Below are 13090 nucleotides of genomic sequence, written 5' to 3'. Positions count from 1 at the left end.
ATTGAGTAATAGAGTTTTTTTATCTGCGGTTGACTCATCGATTCCTTATAATTGAACAGTTACCGTTCAAGTAACACTTTATATTATAAGAAAAGGAATTCGGGGAATCAAGTATTTTTTACTGTTTCTTTTTTAAAAACAATTACAGTAGCTAAAGATAAACACCCTGCCTCTTTATCAAAATGCTTATTGTTCTTCTTTAAATCTTTGTCTAAACGGATAAAAGACAGTTCCTGATTCGTACCCTGCTTCAGTGTAACGCCCCACGCAGCACTGTCGGCTACTTTGTGGTGGCTAAGAGTGCCGGGTTCACCACCCCCGCCCGTTATGAAGAAATAATTTCGCTGATCGGCGTGTAATCCAATCCGAACGCTTCGGCAACAGCTTTATGAGTTATAAATCCTTTGTATAAGTTTATACCCTTTGCTAAATCTTTCCTGGTTTTGATCGCGTCTTCATGATCGTTATTTGCAAGGAGCATTATGTATGGAAGGGTTGCATTGGTTAAAGCTATGGTCGAAGTGTACGGCACCGCGCCGGGCATGTTGGAGACACAATAATGAACTACGCCGTTGACCGTAAATGTCGGATTTTCATGCGTTGTCGGCTTGCACGTTTCTACGCAACCGCCCTGGTCGACTGCAACGTCCACAATTACGGATCCTTTTCTCATAATATTCAGCATATCTTTTGTAACGAGCTTCGGAGCTTTTGCGCCGGGAATCAAAACCGCACCCACTAACAGGTCCGTGAATTTAAGAAGTTTCCTGATATTCGCCGGATTTGACATAAGGGTGGTTACGTTATCAGGCATTACGTCATCGAGATGCCTCAGCCTTTCGAGATTCAGGTCGAGAATGTAAACTCTAGCTCCCATCCCCGCCGCAATTTTTGCTGCATTGCTCCCGACAATACCTCCGCCTAATATCATTACGGTTGCGGGTTCAACTCCCGGAACTCCCCCTAACAGAATTCCCGTTCCTCCGGAATGTGACTCAAGATATTTAGCCCCTTCCTGTATAGCCATTCTTCCCGCCACCTCACTCATAGGCACAAGTAAGGGAAGGGAATTATCATCGAGCTGAACAGTCTCATATGCTATCGCAATTCCCTTACTCTTAATAAAATTCTCCGTCAACTCCCTGCTCGCAGCGAAATGGAAGTAAGTAAACATCAGTTGACCTTCAGAGATCATCTTACACTCATCAGCCTGCGGCTCCTTGACTTTTACTATCATATCCGATTTTTGATATATTTCGGAAAGTTCATTGACTATCCGGGCGCCTGCTGATTGATACTCATCATCACTAAATCCGCTTTTTATCCCAGCGTCCTTTCCGATCAGCACTTCGTGTCCAGCCTTGACGAGTTGCTCCACACCGCCGGGAATCACTCCCACCCTATTCTCTTCCGCCTTGACCTCCTTCGGTATACCTATGATCATACGGGTAATAACTCCAGACTAATCGGTGAAAAATTCATCGTTTGTGGGTTCAATCGGGTTGAATGATTGTTACAACCATATCATCCTCATTGAAGATATCTTCACTCAAACTCATAACGTCGTCCAATTCCACCGAATCGATCTTTTTTATGAGCTCTTCTATCGGTGAATAATCTCCGAAATACATCTCCCGAATCGCAATGCGGTTCATCCTGCTCATCATACTTTCCATGGATATCAATGCGCCTCCCTTCCATTGTGCCCGTGCGCTTTGAATCTCCTCAGATTTAACAGGAGCGGATTTTAAGGCATATAGCTCATCCTTTATAAGTTCTATTACCTTGTCGGTTTTCGAAGCATCCGTTCCCGCATAAACACAAAAATAACCGGTGTCGTAAAGAAATTCAGGGAAGCTGTATATGCTGTAAACAAAGCCGTACTTTTCGCGGATATTCTGAAAGAGACGGGTACTCATGCCGCCGCTCAAAATCGTATTTAGTACGAGCATCGCATATCTGCGGTCGTCATCATACGATATTGCTCTAAACCCCAAACATATATGGGACTGAGTAATCGGAGATTTCGTCCTGTTGATTCCTCTGTTGAATTCGCCATTCGGTGGATTATACGAGTTATCAGAATTCGAGCTCTCAATAGGGAAATAATTTTCAACCACTGATTTGAATATGTTGTGGTCTACGTTTCCTGCGGCAGCTACAATGATATTTCCGGGAGTGTAATTGGTCTTCCGGAATTCCTTCAATTGATCACTCTTCATACTCTTGATCGAATTTTCCGTACCAAGTATCGGCATTCCCAGGGGATGTCCCGGGTAGAGATCAGAAATAAATTTTTCCACTACCAGTTGACTCGGTGTATCCGCCACCCCCTTAATCTCCTCGATGATAACTCCTTTTTCGGTATCCGTTACATTCTCATCAAGCAGGGCATTTTGAACAAGATCGGATAATACATCAACCGATTCTTCAAGATGCTCATCGAGTATACGGGCAAAATAACATGTATATTCCTCGCCCGTCACCGCATTGAGCATCCCGCCTATCGATTCGAGAGAATTCGCTATCTGAAAAGAGTCTTTATTCTCTGTCCCTTTGAAAACCATGTGTTCAAGAAAATGTGCGGCGCCGTGGTTATCCGTATTTTCATTTCTCGCGCCGGTGGCGATAAAGACACCTATCGCCGCAGAATGGACGTACTCGTTACTTTCGCTGATAACTCTTATACCGTTATCAAGCAGAGTCTTATTGTATTGTCCCTCGGTCATCATCTCCGGTTCCTGTTTCCGCCACCCCTTCTCGGGGGTCTCCGACTGTCTTTTTTAGGTTCGTCAACCCATCCTTCGGGTTTTTCAAGCAGCGCTCTTCTCGACAGATCATACCTACCCTGGTCGTCCACCTTCAGGAGTTTTACCCTGACTTCATCACCATACTTGAGGACGTCCTCTACATTTTCCACCCGCTTATATTCCAATTCCGAAATATGAACGAGCCCTTCCTTGCCGGGCATAAATTCCACAAAAGCGCCGAAGTTCATTATTTTTTTAACTACAGCATCGTACTCTTCACCGACTTCCGGCATTCTGAGAATGTTTTCGATCATCTCTTTCGCTCTTTCAGCCGGACCGCCTCCCACCGAGGAGATGAGGACCGTACCATCGTCTTCAATCTCAACCTTTGCCTCGGTTTCGGATTGTATCTTTTTGATGATTTTTCCTCCGGGCCCTATGATCTCTCCGATTCTATCAACAGGCACCTGAAGGAAGAGTATCCGTGGAGCGTATTGAGATATATCGTCATTCGGTTTTGACATAGTCTTGTCCATGATATCCAAAATATGAACACGACCTTCCTTCGCCTGGTTTATCGCCTTTTCAAGCATTTCGACGCTTATTCCATCAATTTTCAGATCCATCTGAATCGCCGTAACTCCGTCACGAGTACCGGCGAGTTTGAAGTCCATATCGCCCATATGGTCTTCTGTCCCGAGTATGTCCGATATGATCTCTGTTTTATCGCCCTCCTTTATGAGCCCCATTGCAATTCCGGCAACAGGTTTACTAATCGGGACTCCGGCGTCCATGAGCGCTAACGAACTCGCACAAACGGTTGCCATTGACGAGGAGCCGTTCGATTCCATGATATCGGATACAATCCTGAGAGTGTATGGAAAATCTTCTGCCGCCGGTAGTACGGGCTTGATCGCTCTTTCGGCAAGCTTCCCATGCCCGACTTCACGACGGCTCACACCCCGTATAAATCTCGCCTCGCCAACGGAGAATGGGGGAAAGTTGTAGTGAAGCATATATTTACTGTATCGTTCACCTTCGACACCATCGATTTTTTGTTCATCCATCTTTGTTCCGAGAGTTACAGCTGTCAGGCTCTGTGTCTCTCCCCTCGTAAACAGAGACGACCCGTGAGCCCTCGGGAGAAATTCCACTTCACAAGAAATCTCACGGATATCTTTTGGCCCTCTGCCGTCCAGCCGCAATCCTTTTTCGAGTATCTTACTCCTGAGGTCGGTTTTTTCTAAATCATGGATGACATCTTTAATAGCTCTTTCGCTTTCCGGGTATTTTTCCTCTAAGCTTGTTAGGACATCATTCGTGAACTGTTTGATGAAGTTGGAGCGTTCGTTTTTTATAGCCCCCTTCATCTCGTTTGCTTTTTTTACATTATCTGATACCAATTTTGTCACGTCATCAACCAATTCCTGATTCACTTCCGGAGCAGGGAATTCCCTTTTGGGTCTCCCGCATTCTTCAACGAGTTCATCGATAAGAGTTACGATCTTTTTAACGTTTTCCTGTCCGAAAGATAATGCTTCGAGCATCCTCGATTCCGCTACTTCATTTAATTGTCCTTCAACCATAACGAGTGAATCTTTTTTCCCGGATACAATAATGTCTATATCGCATTCGTCCGCCTGACTCAACAATGGGTTGATGACCAGTTCGCCATCCAGCTCACCCACCCGAACAGCAGCGATAGGTCCGTTAAACGGAATGTCGGAAATTGCCAGAGCCGCCGAACCCGCTATCATGCCGAGGGTGTCGGCATCGTTCTCCTGATCGCTTGAGATCACGAATATTATTACCTGTGTCTCATTATTGAATCCGTCCGGAAAGAGAGGCCTTATCGACCTGTCGGTCATTCTTGCGGATAGTATCTCTTTTTCCGTAGGTCTGCCCTCTCGCTTGAAAAAACCGCCGGGAATTTTACCGGCAGCGTAATGTTTTTCACGATATTCTACGGTAAGCGGAAAGAAATCAATTCCTTCTCTCGGCTCATCGCTCGCCACGGCGGTGGCAATTACCATAGTATCTCCATATGAAGCCAATATAGACCCGTCGGCTTGTCTTGCGATGCGCCCGGTTTCTAATTTTAGTGTTCTACCCCCAATTTCAATTTCTTTTATAATCACTTATAACTCCTTATTATTTTTCCCAAAAGCACCCGTTACCTTCTCAGATTCAACGTTTTTATCAAATCACGATACTTTTCAAGATGTTTAATTTCCAGATAGTTTAGAAGCCTTCTTCTTTTACCGACCATCATGACCAATCCTCTTCTTGTGTGGTGATCATGTTTATGTTGTTTTAGGTGCTCGGTTAAGTTTGCAATTCTTCTTGTTAATAATGCGATTTGGACTTCGGTCGAACCGGTGTTCTTTTCACCTGTTCCAAATTCGCTGACTATGTTTGATTTCTCTTCCTTAGTCAAGCCCATATAATTTCATCCCTCTCTCTTTTAAAATGTCACACTTCAAATTGTCAATATGCTCATGCGCTGCAAGCGATCTTATCCTTGTTCAACTGCTCTATCAAATCCTCCGGAGAATCAAACTTTTTTTCATCACGAATTCGCGATAAAAAACTTATGCGCAGCAGGTCACCGTATATATCCTTCAGTTCATCCAAAAGAATATGTACTTCTACCGTTAGATCAGTACCGTTAAATGTTGGTCTGACACCAATGTTAGCCATTCCGCGATAGCTGTCTTCTTTATGATGAACTTCTACACAGTACACGCCGTTTCTCGGCAGAGCTTTTACCTTATTGTCGATCTCAATATTAGCCGTTGGGAAGTCGATTTGTTTTCCTATACCCTCGCCTCTTACGACTTTACCCGACAACGCATAGTTTCTCGACAGGAGTTCTTTTATGGTTACGACGTCCCCTTCGATAGTAAGGAGATTTCTTATTCTTGTGCTGCTTACCGGAGAACCGCCTATGTTTACCGGACCTACAATTTCGGTCGTGAATCCGCATTCTCCTCCGAGGGATTGCAGGGTTTCGGAATTACCGGACCTGTCTCTGCCGAAATTGTGATCGTATCCCATTATAATCGCCTCCGCCTTAAATCTTTGACAAAGCGTATCCCTGACGAATATTTTCGGATCTGTTCGTGAAAATTCTTCTGTAAATGGTATCACCATTAAAGTGTCGATGTCGAATTTAGACAGCGCATCAATTTTTTCATCAAGCGTAGTCAATATTTTTATCGGAGAATATGATTCCGGCATCTTTACAATTTCTTTGGGATGGGGATCAAAAGTTACTACGGTTGTTTTCAGATTTCTCTTCTTCCCGGTACGGAGGAGAACGTTGATAATTTTCTGATGCCCTAAATGAACTCCGTCAAATGTGCCGACGGTTAACGCAGCCGGTTCAGCCGCTTTATAGGAGGAGATATCACTGACTATATCCATCAGTACTCCTATCCCCTATCGATTTTATCGAGGAGTTTCTGAACCTTAATGGCATTATCCAATGACTCATCCAGAGACAATTTCAGCGCAGGTGTATATCTTAAATTCAGATTCTGAGCCAATAAGTAACGCATTTTCTTCTTATACTCCATAAGGTTCGCGAAATGAGTTTTCCTCACTTCCCTGTCTCCGTGTATCGACAGGTATACCTTAGCGTGTTTCAGATCGTTAGACATATCTACCTGAGTAATAGTTACAAATCCAAAATCCGCATTCAGGTCACCTCTAATCAGTATTTCCGCTAATTCCCTTTTGACAAGATCCCCTACTCTGTCGGCTCTTCTGTACGGTTGTCTTACCACACCTCTTCCTGCGAATCGATTATTTCCACCGGATACCGTCTTTCAATATCCTTTTGAATATTTTGAAATTCTTTTTTGACGTGCAAAGATTCGTTGCTTACTTTTGTTATCGAGATCTCCGAACGAGCCCATTTATCCAATTTCCCTGTTTCCGAAATGGAAACGTTGAATCGTTTTCTTACAGTCTCCTTCAGACTCTTAATAGTCCTTCGTTTCTCTTTTAAGCTCCGACTCTCCGGGATGATGATGTCCAGCTGAAGAAGGCCTATAACTACCAATTTCGACTGCTCATTTATTTTCTCGCTTCTTCAAGAGTACGTTTTCTACTGGTAACCTCGATAACCTGGATCAAGTCGCCCTCTTGGATCGATTCAACTCCGCCAATAGTAATACCGCACTCAAATCCTTCCGCAACTTCCTTTACGTCGTCCTTAAACCGTTTAAGGCTATTGATCGTACCCTCGTCGATTATCTCGTCATCACGAAGCAGCCTGATGGAATCCCCTCTGCTTACTTTTCCTGATTCTACGTAACACCCGGCAATAGACCCGATTTTCGAATTTTTGAACACCATCCGAATTTCAATTCTGCCTACCACTTCGACAATCTGTTCAGGTTCAAGTAATCCTTCCAATGCGGTCTTAATTTCGTTCACAGCGTCATAGATAACGTCATATAGTCTGATGTCGATGTTATCCCTTTCAGCTATTTTTTTCGCTTCGGCGGATGCGTTTACATGAAACCCGATGATGACTGCACCCGAAGCGGTGGCAAGGAGTATATCGGATTCAATGATAGTACCTACTGCCTGATGTATTACTTTAACCGCCACTTCTTTGGTAGAAAGTTTGTTGAGAGAATCCGTAAGCGCCTCAACTGAACCATCCACATCGCCTTTGATGATGATAGATAGTTCCCGAACCTTGCCTTCTTTGATTTGTTGAGATATCTCATCAAGCGTTCGTAACTTTATCTTCCTGAAATCCTGTTCACGCTTAATTCGCTTACGCTCACTGCTGATCTTTTTGACGTCACGTTCCTCCTCAAGAACAGCAAAATAATCATTTGCCGTGGGCACACTTTCGAAACCCAACACCTGCACAGGAACCGACGGCTTTGTTTCTTCTACCCGCTGATTTCTCTCATTCAGCAATCCCCTGACCTTCCCTGAAGAAGTTCCACAAATAAAATGATCACCGACACGGAGGGTGCCTTTCTGAATAAGAACCGTTCCAACAGGTCCGAGTCCTTTATCGAGATTTGCCTCAACGACGATACCCCGCGCATTTACTTTTGGATTTGCTTTAAGTTCTAAAAGATCAGCTTCCAGCAGCAGCGCTTCGAGCAGGTCGTCTATGCCGTCGCCATTTTTGGCTGACACTTCTATCGACTGCACTTTCCCTCCCCAGCTTTCCACCATAACTTTATGTTCGGATAGTTCTCGTTTGACGTTTTCGGGATCGGAGCCGACTTTATCAATTTTATTTATAGCAACTACTATCGGCACTTCCGCAGCTTTTGCATGGCTTATGGCTTCTATAGTTTGAGGCTTCACGCCGTCATCGGCGGCAATCACCAGAACCACAATATCTGTTACCTGGGCGCCTCGTGCACGCATGGCGGTAAACGCTTCGTGACCGGGAGTATCCAGAAACGTTATCTCCCGATCATCTTTGGGCTGAACCCTATATGCTCCGATGTGCTGAGTAATGCCACCCGACTCGCCGGCTACAACGTTGGTATCTCTGATGTAATCGAGCAGCGAGGTCTTACCGTGATCGACGTGTCCCATAATCGTAACAATGGGCGCGCGGGGCATCATGTCTTCTTCTTTTTCATCCGCTTCGGATCTTGCCACGACGTCCGCCCCGAATTCTTCCTCTTTCTCCACTCTGTAATCAAATTCGTCCGCTAACAGAATAATAGTATCGAAATCCAGTCGCTGATTTATGGTTACCATAAAACCGAGCGACATACATTTAGCAATAAGTTCGTTAGTTGGAACATCCATCAGGCTTGCGAGATCTCCCACCGAAGTGAATTCGGGCACTTTAATAAGATATGCATCTACTTCGGTGTCTTCGGAAATTGCAGCTTTCTTTCTTTTCTTCTTAGATTTACCAGCTTCTAATCCGGCAAGCGTTTTTTTAATTGAATCCTTTACCTCTTTTGCATCTACAGGCTGACCTCTTCTTCTCCTGCGTGGCGTCTCGGCAATTTTGGATTCAATATCCACCTCAGAGGATTTTCTAACTCTGATTCGTTTTCTACGGCGCTTAATATCTTTTTGACTCCGTACATCTGTTACCGATGATTTTTCGCTTTTTGACTTTTTCTTCTTTGATATCTCTTTTACTTCGGGATCTAACAAAGAATTCTCAATCTTGTCAACCGGCTGGTCTGACTTGATATCGTCGCTCTTCTCAATTGTTTTTGAATCCGGTTGCTCTACGTCCTTGACCTCGGATGGAACAGATTTTTTCTCTATTTGCAGTTCATCAGTTATTGGGACAGATTCTGTCTCGGCAGTCTCCGGAATAGCCACGGCATCTTTTTCTTCATTCTTTATTTTTGAAACCAGAGGAACTTCGTGCGGCATGGGAACATGCGTGTCCACCTTCTTCTTCTCCAGGTCCTTTTCCATCTTTCTGAGGACTTCCTGCTCTCTCTGGATCGATTCGCTTTTTTCCCTTTCAACAAGAACTTTCTCTTTGGCAAACTCAGCCAGGATTTTATTGTAAACGTCGTCATCCACGGGTGACATATGGCTTTTAACTGTGATTTCGTTCTTTTCTAAAAACGTGATTATCTCTTCGTGAGACAAATTCAGCTCTTTCGCAATTTGATAAATTCTGCGCTTAGAGCCGGATTTAACGGAGGATTTTACGTTTGTATCGGTTTTTTCTTCAGCCATTTACTTCAAATCAACCCTGCTCTTCAACTTCTTCAAAGTACTCACCGATTGTGGATAAGATCTTTTCCGCTGTTTTGCCTCCAACACCTTTGACCTCTTTTAAGCCGTTAATCCCTGCGTCGAGAACGTCTTCGGCTCGCTCGTATCCTGATTCGGTAAGTTTTGCAATTATGGACGCGGATAATCCCTCTACCTCATCTATCATCAGGTCCGTTCTGAGTTCCTCATCGGATTGTTTGAGCACATCGATTTCATATCCGGTAAGTTCAGAAGATAACGCGACATTTTGTCCGTTTTTACCGATTGCCAGGGCGAATTCCTCGTCCGGGATTATTACCGTCGCCTTCTTATTTTCCTCATCGACCTCCGTCTTGATCGGTTTCGCAGGAGATAAAGCCCTCTGTATATAAATCGTAGGATTATCGCTCCAGGGTATTATATCGATCTTCTCGTTGTTAAGCTCCCGCACGATCGACTGAATTCTGATCCCCTTCATTCCGACACACGCGCCTACGGGGTCAATTCTTTTATCGTTGGATATCACGGCTATCTTGGATCTGTCTCCTGCATACCGCGCTACCTTTTTAATCTCCACTATGCCGTCAAAAATCTCCGGAACCTCTATTTCAAACAACCTCACCAAAAATTCAGGCGCTGATCTGGAAACAATAATTTCAGGACCCCGCATAGACGAGTCGACCGCTTTTATTATCGCACGCATGCTATTCCCTCTTCGATAACGTTCCCCCGGAATTTGTTCCATTTCAGGAAGGATAACTTCTGTCCTACCGACCATTATATAAACGTCTCTTCTTCGCTCCTGATAAATGTCTCCTATGATCACCTCACCGATACGATCTTTATATTGATCCATAACGACTTCTTTTTCCGCATCTTTGATGCGTTGAGCGAGATTTTGTTTTGCTGAAGCGACGAGCCGTCTTCCGAAGCTGTCAATATCGACGACCTCTATGAATTCATCACCTATTTCTAGCTCCGGTTCAATCTCTACCGCGTCTTCGTAAGAAATTTCCAGATCAGGTTCTTCTACTTTTTCTACAATGGTCTTCATTCGGTATATCTCTATTTCCCCTTTGTCAAGATTGACAATTACGTCGAATCCGTCCGTCGTCTCATACTTCTTAATAATCATCGTTTCGAATATCCCTTTGATTATCTCCGAAAGGGACCGTCTATCGATGTTCTTTTCCATTGCTACGGCAGAGAATGCTTCAATTATCTCCCGGTTAATCACCTGTTACTCTCCTTGTGATAATTCATCATAATAATATTTTTAGTTTGCCCCGCTCAATTTTATCTAAATCAATGTTAAAGGCTTTTTTCTTGTTTTCTATCAAAAGTATGCCATTTTCAATGGCTTTTATAACACCCTCAACCGGTGAATCATACTCTTCCTCATTGTGCCAGAGTGTAATGGTTTTGCCTGTTTTCCTTCTAAAATCCGCTTCGACCGTAAGAGGTCTGTCGACTCCGGGTGAGGATACTTCGATTTTATATTTCCCCTCCCTATACAGCTCTTCTTCCAATTTCATGTCTAATTTTTTCGAGATCACCGCGCAAGTTCCGATATCTATCCCGCCGATTGCATCGATTATCACGGTGATATTACTTAAATTATTTTTGACGAACAAATGCACGTCAACAATCTCCGCATTTGAGTCTTCAACTATCACATCAACCAAACTGCGTATATGCTCGATATCTCTTTCTATTAGAATATTCATATTATCATCTTTCCCAATAAAAAGAGTGGGTCTGTCAACCCACTCGAACCAAGAATATAATACCGCATAGTCTGTCAGGCAAGAGAAATATGCTTTAGAATGCTGCCAAAATCATTCCTTTCTACTTGATATAACTGCCTTCCAGTACTCGACTTCATTCACCGTATTCTCTGCCGCATTATCCAGATTCATCATATTATTTATAATATCCAGTGCTTCCTCATCACTACCTGCATAATAATAGTTTCTTGTCGATGATAACAAATATTTATTGGATAAATAAGGTGTCTCCGATGCTAAAGCCGCTTTCCTGTAATTCTCCGCAGCTGCTGCAAAATCCTTTTTGTCTTCTCTTACAGCACCGATACCGGCATAGGCGGACGCCTCCAATATCCGGTCGTTAGAACCGCTGTTTATATAATCAGAGAAATTCCTTTCCGCTTCTTCTTTGTTCCCTAATTGAAAATTTGCGCTCGCAAGGTAAAATCTTCCTTCTTTAACAGCTTTTGTGCCGGGATATTTCCTGAGGGCATCCTCTAACCGGACAACTACGTCCTGAAAATCACCGAAAAGCAATTTATACTGTGCGATCCCCACCGCAGAAGTAGCGCTTATTTCCGCTTCCTGCTTAGAACGGATCATCATTACAGAAATCAGTATTATCGCCAACAGAGCGCTGCCACCGTAAATAATCAGCTTGGAATTACTGCGAACGTACGTCTCCACTTTATAAATCAATTCAAGCATTGCGTCGTGCTTGAGCTCTTTCTTTGTGATCTTTTTTCTCGCTCTCAACATAATGGTTATTATTTCTTCTCAGTTTATTTCAGGCAGCAAATCATCTAATAAAATTATTAACTTATAGATTTACTTCAGGGCGAAATCTATAAACCAATTTACCAACTTTCAATAAGTATTATGAATTTATTCGGCGATAGTTGATACATACCTGATTATCCAGTATTTTAATGAAGCAGGTTTAATAATTGGAATTTAACATTATGAACACTACAAAAAAATATGTGCAAAATCGCCTCAATGCCGCAGATATAAAAATAAACGGAGATCGGCCGTTCGATATCCAGGTTAAAGATGAAAGATTCTATAATAGAATTCTCTTAAATGGTTCCCTTGGTTTAGGAGAGGCATATATGGATGGTTGGTGGGATTGTCCGCAATTAGACGAATTTTTTAATAGAATATTTAAAATAGCGCCATACGAAAAGACGCAGAGATTTAAAAATATTGGTCTGATAATAAAATCTGCATTTTCTAATATGCAATCCGGCTCAAAATCCTCCAAAGTGGTAAATAAGCACTACGACCTCGGAAATGAGCTATTTAAAAATACGCTTGATAAAAGATTGCTGTACACCTGTGCCTATTGGAAAGATGCCGATAATCTTGATGCGGCTCAAGAGGCAAAGCTTGACCTGATCTGCAGAAAACTAAACTTAAAACCGGGTCAAAAAGTTCTTGATATCGGCTGTGGATGGGGTGCATTGATTTGTCATGCTGCGCGGTCTTACGGGGTGACTGCACATGGAATCACGCTATCCGAGCAGCAACTCCAATATACTCGCCAAAGAATCAAAAAACATATGCGTTGTGGGAGACGACGCTCAAGCCATCTACAGCTGGCGCAATGCAAATTTTCAAAATATTTTAGACTTTGAGCGCGATTGGCCCGAAGCAAAAATTATCAAACTTGAGCAAAACTATCGTTCAACCAAGAATATTGTAGCTGCGGCCTCAGAACTTGTTGCACATAACCAGCTGGGCTATCCCAAAAAACTATGGACGAAGAATCCAGAAGGGGATCTTATTGCGGTGCGTGAGCTCTCAAACGAATACGAGGAGGGGGAGTTTATCCTGGGGGAGATAGAACATCAG

At 43.3% G+C, this 13090-nt stretch carries 13 protein-coding genes; 2 read left to right on the top strand and 11 right to left on the bottom strand.

Annotated features, from left to right (window positions below):
* Nucleotides 1–325: 325 nt before the first annotated feature.
* The 11 genes from ald to IID12_07360 all read right to left on the bottom strand — a co-directional run bounded on the left by ald (nt 326) and on the right by IID12_07360 (nt 11995).
* Nucleotides 326–1444, bottom strand: a complete 1119-nt coding sequence (gene ald / locus IID12_07410; protein ID MCH8288916.1) for an alanine dehydrogenase — start codon at nt 1442–1444, stop codon at nt 326–328.
* A 49-nt stretch (nt 1445–1493) separates the two neighbouring features.
* Entirely contained in the window at nt 1494–2732 is a 1239-nt protein-coding gene (locus IID12_07405; GenBank protein ID MCH8288915.1) for an insulinase family protein, read from the bottom strand.
* Nucleotides 2729–4885, bottom strand: coding sequence for a polyribonucleotide nucleotidyltransferase (gene pnp / locus IID12_07400; GenBank protein ID MCH8288914.1), 2157 nt, complete (start codon nt 4883–4885; stop codon nt 2729–2731). The genes IID12_07405 and pnp overlap by 4 nt, the downstream gene beginning before the upstream one ends.
* A gap of 38 nt (nt 4886–4923) precedes the next feature.
* The gene (rpsO, locus tag IID12_07395; GenBank protein MCH8288913.1) at nt 4924–5193 is read right to left on the bottom strand and encodes a 30S ribosomal protein S15; all 270 of its coding nucleotides are present in this window, start codon (nt 5191–5193) and stop codon (nt 4924–4926) included.
* A 53-nt stretch (nt 5194–5246) separates the two neighbouring features.
* Nucleotides 5247–6176, bottom strand: a complete 930-nt coding sequence (locus tag IID12_07390) for a bifunctional riboflavin kinase/FAD synthetase (protein MCH8288912.1) — start codon at nt 6174–6176, stop codon at nt 5247–5249.
* Nucleotides 6177–6184: 8 nt separating this feature from the next.
* A complete protein-coding gene (rbfA, locus tag IID12_07385) occupies nt 6185–6538 on the bottom strand; it encodes a 30S ribosome-binding factor RbfA (GenBank protein ID MCH8288911.1) in 354 nt (117 codons plus the stop codon).
* Nucleotides 6532–6816 (bottom strand): DUF503 domain-containing protein, encoded by a 285-nt coding sequence (locus tag IID12_07380; protein MCH8288910.1) that lies wholly within the window; start codon nt 6814–6816, stop codon nt 6532–6534. The genes rbfA and IID12_07380 overlap by 7 nt, the downstream gene beginning before the upstream one ends.
* 14 nt (nt 6817–6830) lie before the next feature.
* Complete coding sequence (infB, locus tag IID12_07375) at nt 6831–9452, bottom strand: translation initiation factor IF-2 (protein ID MCH8288909.1); 2622 nt, start codon at nt 9450–9452, stop codon at nt 6831–6833.
* Between the two features lie 10 nt (nt 9453–9462).
* Nucleotides 9463–10707 (bottom strand): transcription termination factor NusA, encoded by a 1245-nt coding sequence (gene nusA / locus IID12_07370; GenBank protein MCH8288908.1) that lies wholly within the window; start codon nt 10705–10707, stop codon nt 9463–9465.
* A gap of 25 nt (nt 10708–10732) precedes the next feature.
* Complete coding sequence (locus tag IID12_07365; protein MCH8288907.1) at nt 10733–11197, bottom strand: hypothetical protein; 465 nt, start codon at nt 11195–11197, stop codon at nt 10733–10735.
* Between the two features lie 111 nt (nt 11198–11308).
* Nucleotides 11309–11995: a hypothetical protein gene (locus IID12_07360; protein ID MCH8288906.1), complete on the bottom strand. Its 687-nt coding sequence runs from the start codon at nt 11993–11995 to the stop codon at nt 11309–11311.
* A gap of 203 nt (nt 11996–12198) precedes the next feature.
* Here IID12_07360 and IID12_07355 point away from each other — a divergent pair, with 203 nt between their 5' ends.
* Together IID12_07355 and IID12_07350 are read left to right on the top strand one after the other, a co-directional pair.
* A complete protein-coding gene (locus IID12_07355; GenBank protein MCH8288905.1) occupies nt 12199–12873 on the top strand; it encodes a class I SAM-dependent methyltransferase in 675 nt (224 codons plus the stop codon).
* Nucleotides 12806–13090, top strand: a 285-nt coding sequence (locus tag IID12_07350) for an ATP-dependent DNA helicase PcrA (protein MCH8288904.1), incomplete at its 3' end; no start/stop codon positions are given. The genes IID12_07355 and IID12_07350, both read left to right, overlap by 68 nt.

This window comes from Candidatus Neomarinimicrobiota bacterium, assembly GCA_022567655.1.
Classification (GTDB): domain Bacteria; phylum Fidelibacterota; class SORT01; order SORT01; family SORT01; genus JADFGO01.
The sequence above is the reverse complement of the archived record's forward strand: the minus strand, read 5'-3'. Positions and strand labels throughout refer to the sequence as shown.